Source organism: Bradyrhizobium sp. BRP19, assembly GCF_020194195.1.
In the GTDB taxonomy this organism is placed as follows: Bacteria; Pseudomonadota; Alphaproteobacteria; order Rhizobiales; family Xanthobacteraceae; genus Bradyrhizobium; species Bradyrhizobium yuanmingense.
On the sequence record NZ_JADYVZ010000009.1, the window covers coordinates 22,654 to 43,335 of the forward strand.

General features: G+C 63.2%; 20 protein-coding genes and 1 pseudogene. 14 read left to right on the forward strand and 7 right to left on the reverse strand.

The features are described from left to right. Window positions 1-88: 88 nt before the first annotated feature. Both I6F36_RS24710 and I6F36_RS24715 read right to left on the reverse strand, forming a co-directional pair. Complete coding sequence (locus tag I6F36_RS24710) at window positions 89-1,612, reverse strand: FAD-dependent monooxygenase (protein WP_225172393.1); 1,524 nt, start codon at window positions 1,610-1,612, stop codon at window positions 89-91. A gap of 187 nt (window positions 1,613-1,799) precedes the next feature. Continuing rightward, the gene (locus tag I6F36_RS24715) at window positions 1,800-2,015 is read right to left on the reverse strand and encodes a hypothetical protein (protein ID WP_225172394.1); all 216 of its coding nucleotides are present in this window, start codon (window positions 2,013-2,015) and stop codon (window positions 1,800-1,802) included. 101 nt (window positions 2,016-2,116) lie between these two features. Here I6F36_RS24715 and I6F36_RS24720 point away from each other — a divergent pair, with 101 nt between their 5' ends. Both I6F36_RS24720 and I6F36_RS24725 read left to right on the forward strand, forming a co-directional pair. Continuing rightward, window positions 2,117-2,584, forward strand: a complete 468-nt coding sequence (locus I6F36_RS24720; protein WP_225172395.1) for a hypothetical protein — start codon at window positions 2,117-2,119, stop codon at window positions 2,582-2,584. A 44-nt stretch (window positions 2,585-2,628) separates the two neighbouring features. After that, window positions 2,629-2,967 (forward strand): hypothetical protein, encoded by a 339-nt coding sequence (locus tag I6F36_RS24725; RefSeq protein ID WP_225172432.1) that lies wholly within the window; start codon window positions 2,629-2,631, stop codon window positions 2,965-2,967. 98 nt (window positions 2,968-3,065) lie between these two features. Here I6F36_RS24725 and I6F36_RS24730 read toward each other — a convergent pair whose 3' ends face one another. After that, a complete protein-coding gene (locus tag I6F36_RS24730) occupies window positions 3,066-4,031 on the reverse strand; it encodes a hypothetical protein (protein ID WP_225172396.1) in 966 nt (321 codons plus the stop codon). A 90-nt stretch (window positions 4,032-4,121) separates the two neighbouring features. On the opposite strand from I6F36_RS24730, the gene I6F36_RS24735 reads away from it, so the two are divergent. From I6F36_RS24735 to I6F36_RS24760, 6 genes and pseudogenes are all read left to right on the forward strand, one after another. Next, entirely contained in the window at window positions 4,122-4,898 is a 777-nt protein-coding gene (locus I6F36_RS24735; protein ID WP_225133176.1) for a M23 family metallopeptidase, read from the forward strand. Further along, window positions 4,870-5,442 (forward strand): annotated as a pseudogene (locus I6F36_RS39885) (PBSX family phage terminase large subunit); the annotation flags it as partial. The gene I6F36_RS24735 and the pseudogene I6F36_RS39885, both read left to right, overlap by 29 nt. A 454-nt stretch (window positions 5,443-5,896) precedes the next feature. Then, window positions 5,897-6,325, forward strand: a complete 429-nt coding sequence (locus tag I6F36_RS24745; protein WP_225133174.1) for a GNAT family N-acetyltransferase — start codon at window positions 5,897-5,899, stop codon at window positions 6,323-6,325. A gap of 213 nt (window positions 6,326-6,538) precedes the next feature. Further along, window positions 6,539-7,807, forward strand: coding sequence for a CaiB/BaiF CoA-transferase family protein (locus I6F36_RS24750; protein WP_225133173.1), 1,269 nt, complete (start codon window positions 6,539-6,541; stop codon window positions 7,805-7,807). Window positions 7,808-7,896: 89 nt separating this feature from the next. Further along, window positions 7,897-9,102: an acyl-CoA dehydrogenase family protein gene (locus tag I6F36_RS24755; RefSeq protein ID WP_225133172.1), complete on the forward strand. Its 1,206-nt coding sequence runs from the start codon at window positions 7,897-7,899 to the stop codon at window positions 9,100-9,102. Window positions 9,103-9,111: 9 nt separating this feature from the next. Beyond that, window positions 9,112-9,675: a flavin reductase family protein gene (locus I6F36_RS24760; protein ID WP_036007598.1), complete on the forward strand. Its 564-nt coding sequence runs from the start codon at window positions 9,112-9,114 to the stop codon at window positions 9,673-9,675. 7 nt (window positions 9,676-9,682) lie between these two features. On the opposite strand, the gene I6F36_RS24765 is transcribed toward I6F36_RS24760, so the two are convergent. Next, complete coding sequence (locus tag I6F36_RS24765) at window positions 9,683-10,591, reverse strand: NAD(P)-dependent oxidoreductase (protein ID WP_225133171.1); 909 nt, start codon at window positions 10,589-10,591, stop codon at window positions 9,683-9,685. Window positions 10,592-10,751: 160 nt separating this feature from the next. Between I6F36_RS24765 and I6F36_RS24770 the strand changes: the two genes are divergently transcribed. The 6 genes from I6F36_RS24770 to I6F36_RS24795 all read left to right on the forward strand — a co-directional run bounded on the left by I6F36_RS24770 (window position 10,752) and on the right by I6F36_RS24795 (window position 17,069). After that, the gene (locus tag I6F36_RS24770; RefSeq protein ID WP_036007594.1) at window positions 10,752-11,735 is read left to right on the forward strand and encodes an ABC transporter substrate-binding protein; all 984 of its coding nucleotides are present in this window, start codon (window positions 10,752-10,754) and stop codon (window positions 11,733-11,735) included. A gap of 74 nt (window positions 11,736-11,809) precedes the next feature. After that, on the forward strand, window positions 11,810-13,504 hold the full coding sequence (gene ilvD, locus I6F36_RS24775; protein WP_225133170.1) for a dihydroxy-acid dehydratase: 1,695 nt from the start codon (window positions 11,810-11,812) through the stop codon (window positions 13,502-13,504). A gap of 94 nt (window positions 13,505-13,598) precedes the next feature. Further along, the gene (locus I6F36_RS24780; protein ID WP_050996053.1) at window positions 13,599-14,444 is read left to right on the forward strand and encodes an ABC transporter ATP-binding protein; all 846 of its coding nucleotides are present in this window, start codon (window positions 13,599-13,601) and stop codon (window positions 14,442-14,444) included. After that, window positions 14,441-15,226, forward strand: coding sequence for an ABC transporter permease (locus tag I6F36_RS24785; protein WP_225133169.1), 786 nt, complete (start codon window positions 14,441-14,443; stop codon window positions 15,224-15,226). Before I6F36_RS24780 ends, I6F36_RS24785 begins: the two co-directional genes overlap by 4 nt. Further along, a complete protein-coding gene (locus I6F36_RS24790; RefSeq protein WP_225133168.1) occupies window positions 15,223-15,990 on the forward strand; it encodes an ABC transporter permease in 768 nt (255 codons plus the stop codon). Before I6F36_RS24785 ends, I6F36_RS24790 begins: the two co-directional genes overlap by 4 nt. A gap of 32 nt (window positions 15,991-16,022) precedes the next feature. Next, window positions 16,023-17,069: a peptidase M29 gene (locus I6F36_RS24795; RefSeq protein ID WP_225133167.1), complete on the forward strand. Its 1,047-nt coding sequence runs from the start codon at window positions 16,023-16,025 to the stop codon at window positions 17,067-17,069. Here the strand turns inward: I6F36_RS24795 and I6F36_RS24800 are convergent. From I6F36_RS24800 to I6F36_RS24810, 3 genes are read right to left on the reverse strand one after another with little or no spacing between them, the layout of a single operon-like run. After that, window positions 17,051-18,058: a 3-hydroxybutyryl-CoA dehydrogenase gene (locus tag I6F36_RS24800; RefSeq protein WP_225172397.1), complete on the reverse strand. Its 1,008-nt coding sequence runs from the start codon at window positions 18,056-18,058 to the stop codon at window positions 17,051-17,053. The genes I6F36_RS24795 and I6F36_RS24800 overlap by 19 nt on opposite strands. Before the next feature lie 3 nt (window positions 18,059-18,061). Further along, window positions 18,062-19,150, reverse strand: coding sequence for an NAD/NADP-dependent octopine/nopaline dehydrogenase family protein (locus I6F36_RS24805; RefSeq protein WP_225133166.1), 1,089 nt, complete (start codon window positions 19,148-19,150; stop codon window positions 18,062-18,064). Continuing rightward, window positions 19,147-20,682 carry a long-chain fatty acid--CoA ligase gene (locus I6F36_RS24810; RefSeq protein ID WP_225133165.1) on the reverse strand — a complete coding sequence of 512 codons (1,536 nt, stop codon included), beginning with the start codon at window positions 20,680-20,682 and terminating at the stop codon, window positions 19,147-19,149. Before I6F36_RS24810 ends, I6F36_RS24805 begins: the two co-directional genes overlap by 4 nt.

The following is a 20,682-nucleotide window of genomic DNA, read 5'->3' on the forward strand; positions in this document are numbered from 1 at the left end:
GCAGAATGGCATCATCGAAAAGTTCGGAACAAGCCCGCGGATCTGCCGAGGGCTTGCTTGTTTTGACGGCGCACGAGACGTTCGCGCCCTACGCGCCACCCGGCCCGAACCACCGCGTCAGCGCCTCCGCAAGTCCGCGCTGGCTCTCCTCGCCCACCCAGGCCACGTGCCCATCCGGCCGCACCAGCACCGCGCGCGGCGCGGCGACCGCGCCGATGGCCGGAAGCTGCCAGTCGCCGTCGCAATCGGCATCGACCATCCCTATGCGATCCGCCCAGGGCGTGATGTCCAGGCCGCCGCGCTGGCCGAAATTGAGCAGCACGCCGCGCGCGCCGTGCAGCAGCGTGAGCAATCGTAGCTTCCGCCCGCCCGCAACGAGATCGAGATCGGGCATGCGGCGGCCGAGCAGCGCGTGGCCTTCGCCGAGGTCGTAAGCGATGTCGAGCCCGCTCATCATCGCACCAAAGCGCCGGCGCGGCTCGTCCATGGCGAGCAGCTCGGCGATCACCTCGCGCGCGGCCTTGCGGCCGTCGTCGCCGCGGCGGAGCAGGGCGATCTGCGCCATGGTGTTCTTTAGGACGCGCGCGGCCACGGGATGACGCTCGCTGTGATAGGTGCCGAGCAGGCTCTCGGGCGAGATGCGCCTGACCACCTGCGCCAGCTTCCAGCCGAGATTGACCGCGTCCTGCACACCGAGGTTGAGGCCCTGGCCGCCGACGGAATGATGAATGTGCGCGGCATCGCCGGCGAGCAGCACGCGGCCCCTGCGATAGGACGCGGCCTGCCGCGCCGCGTCGGTGAAGCGGGAGATCCAGGCGGGATTTTGCACGCCGAAATCGGTGCCGTACACGGCTTCGAGCGCCGCGCTGAGATCGCGCAACGAGGGCTCGCCACCCTGCGCGAGCTGTGCCTCCGTCAGCACGACCAGCACGCGCCCGCTCTCGGTCTTGCTGAGGCCGTGAAAGCCGAGCGCGTCGTGACGCAGGCCGAATGGGGGCTCCTCGCGCATCTCGACCTCGGCCATGAGGTTGCTGAGCGAAGGTTCTGAGCCGGGGAAGTCGATGCCCGCGACCTTGCGCACCAGGCTGCGGCCGCCGTCGCAGCCGACGAGGTAAAGCGCGCGCAAGCGCTCGCCGCTGGACAGCGTGACGTCGAGGCCGCTCGCGTCTTCCGCAAAGTCCGTCACTTCGCGGTTTCGATAAATTGGCACCGCGAGCTCGGAGGCCCATTCGGCCAGCAGGCGCTCGATCTGGTTCTGCCGCAGCGCGAGCCCGTAAGGATGGCGGGTGGGGAGATCGCCGATGTCGAGCCTGGTCCAGGCGAAGCCGGCGAGCTGGGTGATTTGCCCTTCGCGCAGGAAGCGCTCGGCAATGCCGCGCTGATCGAGGATCTCGATGCTGCGCGCGTGAAGTCCGCCGGCGCGCGTCTCGACGATGTCCTGGCTCGCGCGCCGCTCGACGATTGCGACGTCGATTTGAGCCAGCGCGAGCTCGGCGGCCAGCATCAAGCCGGTCGGGCCGGCGCCGGCGATGACAACCTGATGGCCGGCGGCAGTTGCGCGTTCCGCGCTGGTTCGGCCGCGCGAGCGTGACGTCGGAAGCGGGAAAGGCATGTCGTGACCCCTCGACTGGTTGTTCAGGCCGAGGGGTCTTACGCGATCACCGGGGGCTTGAAGCAAGCCCCTTGCGCACCACATATCGAGGTGGGAGATGAGGCTCTCGCCTGTTCGGCGCGTTGACACGTCGGGCAAAACACCGGCACAATGGCATCATCGAGATGCGCGCCGCTTGTGCCGCGGGCTAATCGTCCTTCGCCAAATCGCCGGGTTGTGTAGGCAGATCGATGCTGCCGCCCTCGCCATGCGCGAGATCGCGGCCGTCGTCCGCCGTCACGTCGGCATCTTCGACGATCGCCTGCTGCGTGGCGCGTTCCTTGTCGATGCGCGGCTTCGAGCCCGGACGATCTCGCAACGTCTCGTCTTGCGATGTGCCGGGTGAGGTCGTCTTGATGGTCATGGCCGGTCGCTCCTGATTGTCCAACGCGGCTCGTGCGAATTCGTTCGTTTGACACGTCGGGCAAAACACTGGCAGAATGGCATCATCGAAACGAGTTTGAGATGGCCCGCGCGGGACGCAATCCGCGGCGGGCTTTTTCAATTCAGCGGAAGGTTTTGACACGTCGGGCAAAACACCGGCATAATGCCATCATCGAGACGAGTTTGGTTCACCCGCGCGGAACGCGATCCGCCGCGGGTTTTTTCGTTCTCGATTTTGGAATCGGACGGCGGCGGCGCATTGCGGCCACGCACTCGCTTGATAACGCGTTGAGAGAGCGCCGATCGGCGCGCCGTCGTCCGAACCTATTGCTGGCCGTGCACGCGCGAACGTGCCGGCCCGCGGCGCTGGGCATCGCCTGCGCCGCTGCGGTCTCCGGGACCGGAGATAGGGTTCGCGCCCGAAACGATCGCGCTCTTCGCGCGATCTGCCGCGCATATTGCTTTCGAGGAGAAACGATGACCGCCTATCTGATATCGCTGGCCCTCGCGGGCCTCGTTGCCATCGTGCTGTGGGAGACGTTCTCGTGAGCGAGGACATCATCGAAGGTGAGCTTGAGCCTGCACCGCTTCGGTTGCCCCCGCGAGCGAAGGCGTCGCGCCCGCGCAACCTGACCGAGATCCGCTCGCTTGCGCGCAGCCACACCCGAACCGCCATCAGGGTGCTCGTCGGCATCATGCGCAGCGAGGATGCAACGCCCGCGGCGCGCGTCTCGGCGGCCAACGCCATCCTCGATCGCGGCTGGGGCAAGGCCGCACAGCCGGTCGAGAACGGCGAGGACGGCGTGCTGGAATTGATTCACCGGATCGAGCGCATCATCGTGCATCCGGGAAGCTCGAACAGCGGCGACGCCGTCACGACGCTCGAGACAGTGGATATCCCGATCTGCAACCGCGTCTCGATTGAGCGTTGACCCGTCGGGCAAAACACTGGCAGAATGGCATCATCGACAGAAGTTGCTGTTACCCGCGCGGATGCAATCCGGCGCGGGTTTTTTGTTGGTGCCTTCGGCTAATTCCTGGTCTGCTTGCCAGCCCTGTGCTGCACGGCATAGGCGCGCTGCACCTGGTCGCTGCAATAGGACAGCTTTCGGCCGTCACCGGTGAAGCGCCCGTCCTTGATGATCCAGAGGACGACGGTCTTGTCGTCGATCTTCTTGAACATCAGGTTCTCGCGGTCCGGGGTGGTGCTCGGGTCCTGCACACTGACGGCGTCAGGGCCGGAAGCCGCCTGTAAGGTGCAGGTAGCGTTGATCCTGACGGTGTCTGGGAGTTGAACACGCATCCGGCGGATATCGCACTTGTTCGAGGCCGTAACGATCGACCTCTTGGCGAACGCAACGACGGTATCGCTGAGTTTCGCGCAACGGTCCTCGAAATCGGCACCCAGTGCGGCGTAGACGCCATCTTGCGGATGAGCGCTCTTGAGAGCGAGCTCCTCTTCGGCCTTCCGCTTGGCTTCCTCGGCCTTTTGCTTGGCCTCTGCCTCGGCTCTTAGCCTCGCTTCAGCAAGCGCGCGCTGTGTACTCAGAGGGCAGTAAGCCGCGCGCCAGGGAGGATCCTTGAGCTTTCCGTTCAGGCTTTTCTGGACCGAGATCGCCGCCGCATCCAGTTGTTTGATGAACATGATCTCGTTGAATTGTCTGCTATCCCAGTTGGGATCGCGCGGGTTGAGGTTCTGCGCCAGATTGTAATCGTCACAGACCATTTCAACCTTCAGCGAGCCCGGGCCGAGATCGTTGATCTTCTTGACCTTGCAGCTCCATTCGTAACCGCTGACCGATTTCCTGCCGAGATCGATTGTCAGGCCGCCACTTTCATCACAGTCTAGCTGGAAGTTCTTGCCAGGTTCGGCATAGACGCCGGCCTTGGGACGCCACTTGTCGGATGTCGGAGCAGGTGGTTCCTGTGCGAAGGCAGGAAGTGCGAGAGCGACCGTCGCGGCCGCAGTGAGAACGCGGCGGATAGCTCTTTTCATGTCAGCCCCTCATTCCTCGGCCACGCAAGATCGGCTCGATCAAGACACCGCACGCGAACTAGTTAGTCAACTACCGCAAAGGATATTCAAATGTGGGACGACATGATGCGGCGCATTCTTCAGCCCGTCGAGGGCATCTCGCCCCATGTCACGAGTCCATACGGCGCGGAGACAGGCAGGCCACGCGGATCAAGCAACCCACACCGGGGCATCGGTTTCAATTATGTTGGTGGTCAAAGTGCTCGGCTGAACACGAGTCACCCAGAATTGCGATCTCCCGTGAATGGCGTCGTCGAGCGCGCCGGTGATGATCAATGGGGGGCAATCTCGATCAGAGACAATAACGGCTTGCGTCACCAGATACTGCATACCAACTCTCGGAAGGTGAAGGTCGGCGATGTGGTTGCGGCGGGTCAGGTGATTGGCACGATGGGTAATACCGGTCTTTCTGACAAGAAGGGCAGTCCAGGGCACCACCACGTCCATTATCAAATCAAGGATCTTGCAGGTAATGTTCTTGACCCAGGTGCGTTTGCGGATGCACTGGGACCGTTCGATCCAGTTCCCGCGCCGGCCTACATTCCGGAGTACAAGCGATATCTGCAAAACGCGGATATGATGCCGCGGTCCCGTTCCAAAGATGTCCGGGTTTTGAGGAGGATGCCTGCCGGAAAGTCCGATCGATCTGCTTTCGACTCGAATGATCCCGCACCGATACCCGCTATTCCGCCTGATGCTTCGTTTCCGTCAACGACAATCCCACGCCCCGGGAAACGAAGACTGGCCCGCGATGTGGCGCAGGCGCACCGGCCTGCCCTAGGGCGAGCGAGCGCAGCCATTGTCCATCCTGAAAATTCCGACCGCTAAAATCTTCGAGCCGCTGCTCAAGCCTGCGCGCTACAAGGGCGTTTACGGCGGGCGCGGCTCGGGCAAATCGCATTTCTTCGGCGAGCTCCTGGTCGAGACCTGCCAGGCCGAGCGCGGCACGCTCGCGGTCTGCATTCGCGAGGCGCAGCGCACGCTGGCGCAATCGTCGAAGCGCTTGATCGAAGGCAAGATCGCAAGCCTCGGGCTCGGGCACGGCTTCAAGTTGTTCAGCGACAAGATCGAGACGCCCGGCGACGGGCTCATCATCTTCCGCGGGCTTCAGGATCACACGGCCGACTCGATCAAATCCCTGGAGGGGTTTCGCATCGCCTGGATCGACGAGGCGCAATCCCTGAGCGCGCGCAGCCTCGCGCTGCTGCGGCCAACGATCCGCGCCAAGGACTCAGAGCTTTGGTCGAGCTGGAATCCGCGTCGCAAAAGCGATGCGATCGACGATTTTCTGCGTGGGCGACAGCCGGATGGCGCCGTGATCGTGAAGGCGAACTGGCGCGACAATCCCTGGTTTCCGGATGTGCTCGAGGAGGAGCGGTTGCTCGACCAGAAGCTCTATCCGGAGCGTTACGACCACATCTGGGAAGGCGAGTATGCACGCGCCTTCGAGGGTGCTTATTTTGCCTCGCTGCTCTCGGAAGCGCGCGCGCAAGGGCGGATCGGCAAAGTTGCCGCGGATCCGCTGCTGCCGTTGCGTGCCTTCATCGACATCGGCGGCGCCGGCGCCGCGGCGGATGCTTTCACCATCTGGATCGTGCGGTGGGTCGGCAGCGAGATGCGAGCCGATTTTCAGCACTTGCGGAGGTGGCGAAAGAGCGTGGAGCAGGCCCAGAGCTACACCTTCAAGGCAGTCATCACAGTGATTGCCACTGGCCTGATGGGTGCCGTCTGGCTTGGTGTCAAGGTGGTCCTGGGCAAATGAGCCTTCATGGCGCCGGTGACGTCGCCGCGCGTCCGATCAAGATCTGCTGCGCAATGAGTGGCTCATGTACAGAATTCGTATCGTCGATGCGTCCGATGATGACGTTGCTGAAACCCTATCTGATCTGCATCGACTCACGTTCTTCGATGCCGCGGCGATGCCCACGTTCGACCTTGGCGCGTGGTGGCTAGCTTATCACGACGAGGAAGCAGTCGCCTTCGCCGGAATTGTACCCTCGACGCACGTTCGAAATGGCGGCTATTTCTCCAGAGTCGGCGTGTTGCAACGGCATTGGGGACGCGGCCTTCAACGCAGATTGATGCGTGTGGTCGAGGCGAGGGGACGGCGTATCGGATGGGACAGCATCGTCTCTGATACGACGGATAACCCGGTATCGGCGAACAACTTCATTCAGTCGGGCTATCGGCTGTTCGAGCCCGAGACCCCTTGGGGCTGGGCGCATACGCTCTATTGGCGGAAGTGGCTGCACTGAGCAGGTTTGCCGCCGCATGGAACGCGCCGTCTATCTAATGACCAGTACGTGCCTGGAACGTCCGAGGACCCGGCAGCCTGGGGGCTGCCGGGTCCTTTTTGCGTATTGAAGCGATGTCGGCGTGGGACTTGCGAAGTCGGTGGCGTCGGGCTTTAAGTCTGCTCTTGCAGGAAATTCGGCGGCCATAAGCCGATGTAAGGGAGAGCGCGATCGATGCCCACCAAGCCTCAATTGCCGGTACGTGCCTCGCATGGGACAGGAGGCCCGACCGCGCTCGATGGTCTATTGGTCGTCGATTTTACGCGCGTGGTGGCCGGCCCTGCTTGCACCCAGACGCTCGCCGATTACGGTGCGCACGTTATCAAGATCGAGAATCCCGATGGCGGCGACGACACGCGCGCCTATGAGCACGCGGAGATTGGAGGCGAGAGCGCCGCCTTTCTCAGCCTGAACCGCAACAAGCGCGGCATCGCGCTCGATCTTGCTGTGCCGGAGGCGCGCGAGATCGCGCTGGATCTGATCCGCAAGGCAGATGTGGTCGTGGAGAATTTTTCGAGCGGGGTCATGAAGAAGTTCGGGCTCGACTATGAATCGGTCGCGCCGCTCAACCCGCGGCTGGTCTATTGCTCGATCTCCGCCTACGGACGCAGCGGACCGTTTGCCTCCCGGCCAGGCTTCGATCCGATCACGCAAGCGGAGAGCGGCTTCATGTCGCTCAACGGATTTGCCGACGGCCCGGCGGTCCGCACCGGCCCGCCCATCGTCGACATGGCGACAGGGATGTCCGCCTGCAATGCCATCCTGCTGGCACTGCTGGCGCGGGAGCGGCTCGGCCGTGGGCAGCATGTCGAAGTTGCCCTGTTCGACGTCGCGATGGGAATGACCGGTTTCTACGGCATGGCCTATCTGATCAACGGAGAAAATCCCGGCCGGTTCGGCAATTCGCCGAGCGGATCTCCCACCGTCGGCGTCTACGAGGCCTCAGATGGGCCGCTCTACATGGCCTGCGCCAACGACCGGCTCTACCGCCGGCTTGTGGTCGAGGTGCTGAATCGGCCCGATCTCATCACCGATCCGCAGTTTGCGACGCGCAAAGCCCGTTCGGAGAACAAGGAGCTCCTGCGGGCAGCCATTGCCGAAGTCTTCGCCAGCGATACGCTCGAGAACTGGATGACGAAGATGAAGCTCGCCAATATCCCGGTCGGCTATCTTCGGACCGTCGAGGAGGGCTTCAATGCCCCCGAGGCTCGCGAGCGCCATCGCTTGAACCGGATTCCGCATCCGACAGCCGAGTGGGTGCCCAACATCGAGCCGCCGATTACGATGAGCCTGACAGCCGCGGTCGACCCGGTCGCGGCACCTCTGTTGGGCGAGCATACCAAGCAGATCCTGCACAATACGCTCGGCTACAACGAACGTCGGATCGCGGATTTTGTCGAGAAGGGCGCCTTTGGCCCGGTCAAACCTCCAAGGTCGACTTGAGGCACTGGCTCGGCTTGATTTGGCGAAGGTCCCGCCGCATAAAGGTGTAAAAGCGAGGGACACGAATGGCGCCTGGCCAGGAGCCGAGCATGATCCAGCCCGCAGGCTTGCAAGCCGGCGGTGAGATCTATGCGTCAATGATCGCGAGGGCCCGGGCGCTTCTGCCGCGACTCCGTGAGCGGGCGGCACGGACGGAGGAGCTGCGGCATCTTCCGGCGGAAACCGAAAAGGATCTCCACGATGCCGGCCTGTTCCGGATGCTGCAACCGGCCCGGATTGGTGGCGCTGAGCTCGACTATGTCGCTCTCGTCGATTGCGCTGAGCTGCTCGGGCAGGCGGATGCGTCGGTCGCCTGGAATCTCGCCAACCTGGCAAGCCATCACTGGATGCTGGGCATGTTCGAGCCGAAGGCGCAGGATCTGGTCTGGGGCCGCAATCCGGATGCTTTGATCGCGTCCTCGTTCATTTTCCCCGCCGGACGCGCCACGCGGGTCAAGGGCGGATACCAGTTGCATGGCAGTTGGCCATTCTCCTCGGGCGTTGCCTCCTGCGAATGGAATATGCTTGCGAGCGTGGTCTATTCCGACGACGATGCCGACGGCATCGAGTATCGAATCTTTCTGCTGCCGAGCGGCGATTACAAGGTGCTGGACACCTGGAACGTCGCCGGACTGCGTGGGACAGGATCTTGCGACGTCGAGGTCAGGGATGCCTTTGTGGCTGACCATATGACGGTCGCCGTAGGGAACCTCTCAGGTGGCCCCACGCCGGGAAGCGCGGTCAATCCGAATCCTCTGTACACGCTGCCTGTCTTCTCGCTATTTCCTTACGTCCTCTCCGGTGTCGCGCTGGGGAATGCACAGGCGTGCCTCGACGACTATACGGAGGTCGCGCGTCATCGTATTTCGACGTACAACCGCGCCAAGCTGAGCGATTTTCAAAGCACGCAGATCAAGATCGCGGAGGCCTCGGCCAAGATCGACGCTGCGCGCCTGATCATGCGGTCGGCCTGTCTCGATGCCATGGAGGCCGCACGGCGCGGCCATATTCCTGACATGGCAACCAAGACCAGATATCGCCGCGACGGATCCTTTTCCGTGAACTTGTGCACGGACGCGGTCTCGATGCTGTTTGCCGCGAGCGGCGCTCGCGGGCTGTTCACGAGCGGCGTGTTACAGCGGCAGTTCCGCGATGCGCACGCGATCAACTCACATCTCGCGTTCAACTTCGATGCGGCCGGGACCAACTACGGACGGGTGGCCCTCGGCCTGCCCTCCGAGAATCTCACGCTGTGAGGTCGGCCGATGAATGACCTGCCGAAGCAGCCTCGCGCGCCGGATCCCGCCAATGAGTTCGCGAGCGACAGCTCGCAGATTGATCCTCGCGACTTTCGCAACGCGCTCGGAACTTATGCAACGGGCGTCACGATCATCACAGCGGCAGCGCCCGACGGCAAGCCGTACGGACTGACGTGCAATTCCTTCGCCTCGGTCTCGCTGAATCCGCCGCTGGTTCTGTGGAGCCTCGTCGTCTATTCCTCGAGCCTGACCATCTTCCAGAACGCCAGCCATTTCAGCGTCAACGTTCTCGGCGCTTCGCAGCAGGCGCTTGCGAACAAATTCGCAAAATCGTCGGATGACAAGTTCACCGGCGTCGACTGGACCCCCGGCCTTGGCAACGCTCCAGTGCTCGCCGAGAGCGTCGCCAACTTTCAATGCCGCTCCGTGAATCGCTATTATGGCGGTGACCATGTGATCTTTCTCGGCGCGGTCGAGGCATATACCTACAATGCGAAAGAGCCGCTGCTCTTTGCGCGAGGAGCGTTCGGTCGCTTCATGGCCGACGATGAGCGCAAGAACGGGCGGTAATGCGCCCCTAGAGCGCTTTGCGCTCTGCCGCCGAAAGCTTGTAGATCTCCAGCGCGTCCGCGTCCGCACCTCGCGCGGCCTTCGCCAGCCTGAACAGCTGCCCGGCAAGCGCGGCCATTGGCACTGGCGTCGAAGTCGCCTGTGCAACGTCGGCCACCGTATCGAGGTCCTTGAGCATCGTGGCGATGTGGCCGAGCGGCGGGGTGTGAATGCCGTTGACCATTCGCGGCACGAACAGCTGGAGCGGGATGGAATCCGCAAATCCGCCGGCGAGTGCCTCGGGCAATCGGTTGGCGTCAATTCCGGCGTTCACGGCAAGGCGGGTTGCTTCCGCGAGCACGGCCATTGCGCATCCGACGATCACCTGGTTGCACAGCTTTGTGGTCTGGCCGGCGCCGAGCGGGCCCATATGCGTGAACCTGCGTGCCATGGCCAGCACATAGGGCCGCACCCTCTCGATGTCGCCAGCTTCTCCGCCTGCCATGATGGCGAGCGTGCCTTCCTCGGCGCCCTTCGTGCCCCCGGACACCGGCGCATCGATCCAGCCCGCACCGTTCGCGTCTTTCAACCGCGTCGCGAGATCGCGCGCCGCGTCGGGATGGATCGATGAGAAGTCGACCACAAGCTTGCCCGCGCCAGGGGCCGCTGCCAGACCTTCGGGCCCGAAGATCACCTCCTCCACCGCCGCCGCATCCGTTACGCACATAAAGACGATATCCGAGCTCGCCAGGAGATCACGCGGCGTGACCACGTGCTTGGCACCAGCCTCGACGAGCGGCGCCACCTTGCCCTCCGAGCGATTCCAGACAGCGACCTGATAGCCGGCCTTCAGCAGGCGTCGGGTCATCGGCGTTCCCATGAGTCCGAGGCCGAGATAGCCGAGCTTCTCGGTGCGGTTCTTGCTGTCGTCAGCCATAGGTTGCCTCCTTCTGTCGTAGACGCCGCTTTACCATACATTGCCCATCTGCCGGCAAGACCGCCCACCTCGCATGGCTTGCCTGATTGTTTGAACCATGAAACATTTGAGGCGGTCGGGTTGGGGGCGCCAGTCGGCGCCGGAGCAGCGGAGTGGCACGATGCGAACCGTTTCGAAGTGGATCCTGGCTTTGGGGGCGGCAGCCGCCGTGAGCGCGGGCGCAAGCCCGTCATGGGGGCAGCAGACGATCCGCGTCGGCTGGACCATCCCTGCGGAGGAGTCCAAGTACTGGATGATGCGCAGGCCGGCAGAGTTTCCCAATCTCGGCAAGACCTACAACATCGAATGGACCCAATTCCAGGGCACCGCGCCGATGACGCAGGCCCTGGCGGCAGGTGCGCTGGACTGCGCGACGCAGGCGCCGCTCTCCCTCTCCAATGGGGTCGTCGGCGGCAATCTCAAGGCCTATATCGTCGCGCAGCATGTTTTCGAGATGCCCGGCGGCTTCTCGGTCTACTGGGCCGTCAAGGATGACTCGCCCATCAAGACAATCGCGGATCTCAAGGGCAAGACCGTCGGCATTTCCGTGATCGGTGGCGGTACGCAAGGGCCGTTCAATCTGCTCTTGAAGCAGAATGGCGTCGATCCGGCCAAGGACATCAAGCTGGTCGAGGTCGGCTTTGCCGTCTCCGAGGACGCGCTGCGCCAAGGCCGCGTCGACGCGGTCAACATGAACCAGCCGTTTGCTGCGCGCGCGGAGGCAAAGGGCGGCACAAGGAAGCTGTTCTCGCTCTCCCAGGCCATGCCGAACATCGTGCACATCCTGGAAGCCTGCCGTGCCGATTTCGTCGACAAGAACCCTGAGTTGGTCAAGGCCTATGTCCGCGATATTACCTCGGGCATGAAGAAGGCACTCGCGAACCGCGAGGAGACTCTCAAGGTCGTCAATGAAGTGCTGAAAGCCCCCATCCCGGTGCTTGAGACCTACTTGCTCAAGGACAATGATTTCGGCCGCGATCCGGGTGCTGCGCCGAACTTCCCGGCGATCCAGAAGATGCTGGATATCTATGCAGAAACAGGAATGCTGCCGAAGCTGGATGTCGCACAGTTCAAGCATCCGTCGATTGTCGCGCCGCTGCAATAGAAGCGGGGCGAATTACCGAACCAACATCGTGGCGTTCCGGACCATCCGGGACGCTGCACGAAGAAGATGCATATATGAAGAAGTTGCGATCCCGAGTCACCACAGACGGCCTCGACCGAGCGCCGCATCGTGCATTCATGCGCGCCATGGGGCTCGACGACGCTGCGATTGCGAAGCCGATGGTGGGCATCGTCAGCATGAAGGGTGAGCAGACGCCCTGCAACATGACCCACGACTTCCAGGTAGCTGCAGCCAAGACCGGGATCGAGGAGGCCGGCGGTACACCGCGTGAGTTCTCGACTGTTTCGGTGTCCGACGGCATCAGCATGAATCATGAGGGGATGAAGTTCTCCCTGTTCTCGCGTGAGCTGATCGCCGACTCGATCGAAGCCGTGGTCCATGGGTTGGCCTACGATGCGCTGATCGGATACGGCGGGTGCGACAAGACCCTTCCTGGCGTGATGATGGGAATGGTCCGCTGCAACGTGCCATCCATCTTCATCTATGGCGGCAGCTCGCTGCCCGGGCGCGTGGATGGACGTACGCTGACGGTGCTCGATTCCTATGAGGCTGTCGGCAGCTTCATGACTGGCGAGATCGATGGCGCCACGCTCGAGCGCATTGAGCGCGCCTGCCTGCCGACGATCGGTGCGTGCGCCGGCCAGTTCACCGCGAACACCATGGGCATGGTATCGGAGGCGATGGGGCTGACCATTCCCAACGTCTCGATGGTGCCCGGTGTCTATTCCGAGCGTGCGCAGATTTCGCGACGCGCCGGCCGACTGATCATGGAGATGCTGGACCGCGGCGGGCCGCTGCCGCGCGACATCGTGACGCGGAAATCCCTGGAGAACGGAGCGGCGATTGTGGCAGCGACGGGCGGCTCGACCAACGCCGCGCTGCACCTACCGGCGATCGCGAATGAGGCCGGAATTGCATTCAGCATCGATGACGTGGGGGAGGTCTTTGCCAGGACGCCGTTGATCGGCAATCTGCGCCCCGGAGGCAAGTATACGGCGAAGGATGTCTACGATATCGGCGGCGCTGCGGTCATCATTCGCGAGCTGATCCAGAGCGGTCATATCGATGGCGGCTGCTTGTCGATCACCGGCCGCACACTTGTCGAAGAGTACGGTGTGGCCAACGCGCCCGACGGAGAGGTTGTGTACACGGCTCGCGCGCCGATCATGCCTGACGGTGGTGTCGCGGTGCTGAAGGGTAACCTCTGTCCCGATGGGGCGGTGATCAAGGTGGCGGGCTTGAAGAGCCAATTCTTCGAAGGCGTCGCGCGTGTTTTCGAGGATGAAGAAGCCTGCGTCGCAGCCGTTCGTGACCGCAGTTACAAGGCGGGCGAGGTTCTCGTGATCCGCAATGAAGGGCCAGTCGGCGGACCTGGCATGCGTGAGATGCTTGGCGTCACCGCACTGATCTACGGGCAGGGCATGGGTGAAAAAGTGGCGCTGATCACCGATGGCCGGTTCTCCGGCGCGACCCGCGGGATGTGCATCGGCTACGTGTCCCCCGAGGCATTTGTTGGCGGTCCGCTGGCGCTCGTCCGGAATGGTGACAGAATCCGGATTGATGCCGCAAATCGACGGATGGATGTCCTGCTCGAGGAACAGGAGCTTGCCGCACGGCGACGCGATTGGAAGCCGCGCCCGCCTCGCCACCGCGCAGGTGCGCTGGCAAAATATGCGCGGCTGGTTGGGCAGGCGCCGGGCGGAGCCGTGACGCATGAAGGCCCGGCAGAATGGCCGTGGTTCGAATGACGCACCGCACGGGCGCGAAAGTGACAGCCTGTCTGGCAGGCTTCTTGCTAAGCTGATGCCGCTGAATCCTCGTGCGAGTGGGACGGAAGGCGGGATGACGGTAGTATCTGCGAGATCGAGCGAATGGGTGAGACCGGTGACGCAACAAGACCCGGCTTCCGCAATCATCGAGATCGACCGCGTGTCGCAGGTCTTTAAAACCTCGGCACGCAAGAATCACGTTGCGCTTTCGGACATTTCGCTGACGATCGAGGAAGGAGCTTTCGTCTCCATCCTTGGTCCGTCCGGCTGCGGCAAGTCGACACTGCTCTACATTGTCGGCGGCTTCGTCAGTCCAACCAGCGGCGCGGCGAAGATGAAGGGACAGGCGATCACGGGGCCCGGTCCGGATCGCGGACCGGTATTCCAGGAATTTGCGCTCTTTCCCTGGAAGACTGTGCTCGGCAACGTGATGTATGGGCCGCGTCAGCAAGGAATTCGCGGCACCGAGGCCGAAGCGCAGAGCCGGGCCCTGATCGAGATGGTCGGCCTCAAGGGCTACGAGAACTTCTATCCCAAGGAGCTGTCGGGCGGCATGAAGCAGCGCGTGGCGCTGGCGCGGACGCTTGCCTACCATCCCGAAGTGCTGCTGATGGACGAGCCGTTCGGGGCACTCGACGCGCACACGAGGACGCGCCTGCAGAACGATCTTCTGAACATCTGGGAGCGTGACCGCAAGACGGTGCTTTTCGTCACCCATTCGGTCGACGAAGCCGTCTTCCTCTCGGACAAGGTCGTCATGATGTCGAAATCGCCCGGGCGAATCCGGCAGGTCATCGACATCGACCTGCCGCGGCCGCGCCGCCGCAACGAGCTGTTGCTCGATCCGCGTTACCAGAAGTACGTCGTCGACATCGAGCGCATGTTCGACGAGAGCGACGAAGCCGGAGCGCCCGCGTGATGTCGGCGGCCGGCATGACCAAGCGCGCTGCCCCGGTGCTCGCCTGCATCGGATTGCTGGTGGTGTGGCAGGTCGCGTCACTGGCGCTGAAGAATGACAGCTTTCCGACCGCGATTGGAGCGATGAGAGCGATTCCGGACATCCTTGGCGACAAGGAATCCCTGATCAACATTCTTGCTTCGCTCCGGCGAATGGCGATGGGATTTGGCGCGGCCGTGCTCGTGTCGATTCCGCTTGGCCTCTTGATGGGACGTAGCGCCGCGATTGCGGCCTTCTTCAATCCGCTGCTGATGGTGATCTATCCGGTGCCGAAGGCGGCCTTGATGCCGATCATCATGCTCTGGCTCGGCGTCGGCGACATCACGAAGACGCTCGTGATCTTCCTCGGCGTCAGCCTGCCCGTGATTTATCACAGCTTCGAAGGCGCCAAGGCGGTCGAAGAGAAGATGCTGTGGTCGGGCGCTGCGATGGGGCTCTCGCCGGTGCAGCGTCTGGTGCGTATCGTGCTGCCGGCGGCGCTGCCTGAAATTCTGACGGGGTGTCGTACGGGGTTAGTGCTGGCGCTGATCACGATGATCACCAGCGAGATGATTGCCCGTCAGTCCGGCGCCGGGAACATCCTGTTCAATGCGCTCGACATGGGCCAATACGAAACCGTCTTTGCGATGATCATCATCGTGGGAGCGATGGGAATCTGCCTCGACGCGATTTTTGAAAGGGTTCGTGCCAGGCTCGTGCGCTGGTCCGAGCCACAGTTCGACATGCCGCTGAGCTTCTCATGATGTCGCGGCTTCTCTCCCCTAATTTCGCTCTTGGGATTGCTCCGATCGCACTGGTGATCTCGCTGTGGCAAGGCTTGGTGTCTTTCGGCTTCGCGCCGGCAGTTCTGCTGCCGCCGCCAGGCTTCGTCTTCGGCAGGCTGCTCCAGCAACTCGTAACCTCGACGTTCCAGCACGAGATCGCGGCGACCCTGATCAGGCTGTTTGCCGGCTTCGCGATTGCTGTCGTGCTCGGTGTCAGCATCGGCATTGCCGCCGCCGCCAATCCGGCGATCAACGCCGTGGTTCGGCCCATCGTGCGCGTATTGGCGCCTTTGCCCAAGGTTGCGCTCTATCCGGCCTTGCTGCTGCTGCTCGGATTTGGCCACGGATCGAAGATCACATTAGTGGCTGCCGACGCTCTTTTCCCGATCCTGCTGTCGACCTATTACGGTGCCTCGACCGTCGAGCAGAAGCTGATCTGGTCGGCTATGGCTGCGGGATCGTCACGCTACGAAATTCTCTTCAAGGTAGTGCTGCCGGCAGCGATGCCGTCGATCCTGACCGGGTGCCGGATTGGCCTTGTCATTTCCTGCATCGTGGTGTTTCTGGCCGAGATGATCACGTCGACGGACGGACTGGGGCACGCGCTCGTGACTGCGGCCAGAACCTTCCAGGCCGTGGACATGTTCGTGCCGCTGATCACGATCTCGCTGCTGGGCTTGATCTTGAACGGCCTGCTGGGAGCCGTGCGCTCGTACTTGCTCCGGGGCTTCCCCGAAGCGTAACTAACAAGAATCCTGAAGACCGGGAGAGAACCATGCTGGCTGATCGTATCGAGGCAAAATGGATCGATGCGTTTTGCGAGATCTTTGAGCGATGCGCCGTCAAGGCCGGCGATACCGCGGCGATCCTGTCGGAGACCCAGTCACGCGCATTGAACGTCCATCTCGCGGAGCTGGCCCTGCTGCGGATGGGCGCGCGGCCGTTTCATGTGGTGATGCCGACGCCGCGTAACCGGCATATCGTTCCGGTCCGCTCCACCGGGGCGAGCGAGGCGATCCAAAAGCTTGGTCCAGTGATCACGGCGCTTCAGCAGGCCGGCTTCGTCGTGGATTGCACCATCGAAGGACTGATGCATGCGGTGGAGACGCCGGACATTCTCAAAGCCGGCGCGCGGATCCTGGTGATCTCCAACGAGCATCCCGAAGCGCTGGAGCGCATGGTGCCGGATTCCGCGCTCGAAAAGCGTGTTCGTGCGGCGGCCAAAATGCTGCGCGGAACGAAGCGCATGCGTGTCTCCTCGAAGGCCGGCACGGCGCTCGATGTCGATATGGTCGGCGCGTCGACGGTCGGTGTGTGGGGCTGGACCGACAAGCCCGGCACGCTCGCGCATTGGCCCGGCGGCATCGTCGTCAGCTTTCCCAAGAGCGGGACCATCAACGGCACCCTGGTGATGGCGCCCGGCGACATCAACCTGACCTTCAAGCGCTACCTGACCTCGCCGGTGAAGATGACTCTGAAGGACGACTATGTCGTGGAACTCGAAGGCGAGGGCACGGATGCCGCGATGATGCGCGCTTATCTGGCCGCCTGGGGCGATCGCGAAGCCTATGCCGTGTCGCATGTCGGCTTCGGCATGAATCCCGGTGCGCGCTATGAGGCACTATCCATGTATGACCAGCGCGACACCAACGGCACAGAGATTCGGGCCGTTTCCGGCAATTTCCTGTTCTCGACCGGTGCGAATGAATTTGCAGGGCGCTACACGGCCGGACATTTCGACCTGCCGATGATGGGAACGACGATCGAGCTCGACGGCGTTGCGGTCGTCCGCGAAGGCGTGCTTCAGGACGTCTTCGGGTAGCCGCGATCGAGCACGGGCGGCCGGGCGAGGTCGAAGTGCCGGAGCAGGTCGACCATGGCCTGCAACCGCTTCACGCGATAAGCATCGACGTCCATCCCGGAGTAATCCAGGAAGCCGACGCCCGTGCGCAGGCCGATCCGGCCTTCATGCATGTTGCGGGAAATGACCTCCGGCGCGCGATAGCGGTCGCTACCAAGCGCGCCTTCGAGGTAACGGCTGGCGTAGTATAGGATATCGCCGCCGCCCCAATCGATGAATTCGAGCAGCCCGAGCACGGCATAGCGGAAGCCGAAGCCGTAACGGATCGCCTTGTCGATCTCTTCGGCGCTGGCGACGCCTTCCTCGACCATGCGCGCGGCCTCGTTCATTGCCAGCGCCTGGATGCGCGGGACGATGAAACCCGGTGTGGCGGCGCAGACCACCGGCACCTTCCCGATGCCTTCGAGCAGCGTCTTGACCTCGTCGATGACGGCCGGGTCTGTCGCCTTGCCGGGCGAAACCTCGACCAGCGGGATGAGATAGGCCGGGTTGAGCCAGTGCACGTTTAGAAAGCGGCGCGGGTTCACGATCGCGCCCGAGAGATCGTCGACGAGGATGGTCGAGGTCGTCGACGCGATGATCGTTTCAGGGCCGACCTGCTTTGCCGCCGCCCCCAGCACCTCGCGCTTGAGCTCGACCACCTCAGGAACGCCTTCGAAGATCATTCCGGCTTCGGCCAACGCTGCGCCGCTCCGGCTCGCCGGCACCACCGAGACCCGCGCGATCAGCGGATCGACATCCGCGTCGGTCAGCAGCCCCAGTTTTGACAGGCTGGCGAAGGTCTTCCTGACTTCGCCAAGCGCGTCCGTTTCCAGCTTGGTGAAGTCCTCCGCGGAACGCGCCTTGATATCGATCATCGTGACCCTGTGCCCTGCATACGCGAAGGCAACGGCAATGCCCCGGCCCATGCGGCCAGCGCCGACACAGGCGATATTGATGCGACTGGTCATTGATCAGAATCCATTGCGGAGCAGCGTCTGCAATTCAGCCTTGCTGAGCTCGCCGAGTCCCAGCGTCTGGAGCGTTCGGCCACCTCGCGCAAAATCTTCGCCGCAGACCGCGCCGCCGATTGACAGAAACGCTTTGGCCAGCGGTGTGTCCACGCCAGCGAGGCCCGCGACGGACACCAGCAGCGACAGCCCAAGCCGCAGATCCTCGCGCATGTAACGGTGCTCTGTCAGCACGATCCGCTCGCGCCAATCACCGGAATCGGTCAACCGGTCGTGCGAGCCGCGGCCATACATCCAGATCTCGCCTTCCTTCGCGTAATGGTGAGCCAGCGGGAAATGTGGCGCGCCGTAGCCGAGTGCCTCGCGCACCGCGATGCGTTCTGCGTCGAGCGCGTCAGTGACCCGGCGGATCGCGGTTTGCGTACCTTCCTTGTGAATGTCCCAGCGCTCGAAATGTTCGATCGGCCCTGCGTTCATCACGATCAACGGCGGGTGAATGATCGGGCCTGCGTTCATCAGGGCGCCCGACAGCGCGTCTCCGCACGCCTCGATCGCGTCTGGGAAAGCGCGTCCGATCACAGCGAGCGCGTGGGGCGCTTGGTCAAGCGGGAACACGCCGACGGGGAGCCGCTTGGCGCGAATGGTGATCGCGACCTCGAAGGGTCCGTGCTTGCGGGTCAGCCACGGGAGTGTGCCCGTTTCGGCAAAGCTGGCCTTGGCATTGTTGCCGGCATCTCGGGCCGCCTGGGCGAAGATCATCGAGCCGAACGTCGCTGGCGGCAGAAACACGACCTGACCGTCCCGCAAATGCGGCGCGAGCAGGCGAGCGATATCTGCTTGAGCGAAGGCCGGAGCCGGGCACAGGATCAACTCCGTGCCATCGACGGCGTCCGCCATGTCGGTCGTGACCAGCGCTAGCTTCACGTCATGACGGCCGGTGTGATCCTTGACCAGGATGCGCGAGCCGGCGGCGCGATGGGCCGCGACCTGATCGGCATCGCGGCGCCAGAGCCGCACCTCATGTCCCGACAGCGCAAAATCGCCCGCGGCCGCGAAAGAGCCGTTTCCCCCACCCAGAACTGCGATCTTCAAGATGCTTCTCCTTGCGCCCGTGACTGCGCATCAAGCTGCTTCAGCAGGAAATGCTGGACCTTGCCCAGCGCCGTCCGCGGCAGGTCGTTGACGAAGACGATCTCGCGCGGAATTTTGTAGCGCGCGAGTTGCGCCTGAAGATGCGCCCTCAATTCGTCCGCCTCGAGCCGGCAGCCGGATCTCGCAATGACATAGGCGACCGGCACCTCGTCCCAGCGCGGGTCCGGCCGGCCGATCACGGCGCATTCGCTGACGTCGGGGTGTTCGAGCAGGACGCGCTCGACCTCGGCCGGGTAGACGTTTTCTCCGCCTGAAATGATCATGTTCTTCTTTCGGTCGCGGACCCAGAAATAGCCGTCGGCATCGCACAGGCCGATATCACCGGTGCGATACCAGCCATCCTGCAGCGCCTCGCGCGTTGCGGCGTCGTTTCCCCAATATTCGAAGAACACGTTGGGACCGCGCACCGCGATTTCGCCCGGCGTGCCCGCGGGCAGTTCTTCGCCGGCCTGGTCGATCACCTTTGCCTCGCAGCACAGGCCGGCAAGGCCGGTCGATCCCGCGCGCCAAAGATCGCCGCCAAGCCGCGTGTAGACGGCGATCGGGCAGGTTTCGGTCGAGCCATAGACCTGAAGCACTGGGACGTCGCGCGCGACGAAGCGCTCGATCAGGTGCGGCGGTACGATGGTCGAGCCGGTGGCGACGGCCTTGAGTGAGGAAAGATCAGCGGTCGCCCAGGCGGGATGCTCACTCACCGCCTGAAGGATCGCAGGAACCATCACCGTGAGTGTCGGCCGTTCCCCTTCAATGGCCGCAAGCGCGGCGTCCGGCGTGAAGCGCGCATGGACCGTGACGGTCGCGCCCAGCTGCAACGCCGGCGTCGTCTGGATGTTGAGGCCACCGACGTGAAAGAACGGCAGCACGGTCAGCACGTGGTCGTCGGATGTCATGTTGTGCATGTGCTGGCTCATGACGCCGTTCCAGAACAGCGCCTCCTGGCGTAGCACCGCGCCCTTGGGCCTTCCCGTCGTGCCTGACGTGTAGACGATGAGCAGCGGGCTGGAGAGGTCGGTGTGTGGATTTCGGCTCGTGCCGTCACCGCGGACCAGCAAATCTTCGAATACCGTGCCGCGAGGCGGCGTGAAGTCGAGGCCGACGACGGATGTCCCTGCCGCGGTCTGCCCCAGCTCGGCAAGCACTCCGGAAAACGCCTGCTCGAGCACCAGGACCTTGGCGCCGGCATCACTGAGAATGAACAGCTGCTCGGCGACGGCCAGTCGCCAGTTCAGCGGCACCAGCATCGCGCCGAGGCGCGCACAGGCGTAAAGCAGAACCAGATAATCCGGCCGGTTCAGGCTTAGAATCGCGACGCGATCGCCGCGGCCGACGCCAAGCGCCTGTTTCAAGGCCGTGGCCGTTTGCTCGATGCGTGCGGCGAATGCCGCATAACTCAGCCGCGTCCCTTCGAAGGCAATGGCCGTCTTGTCTGGCGCGAACGCCGCGTTGCGGTCGATCAGGCTACAGAGGTCCAC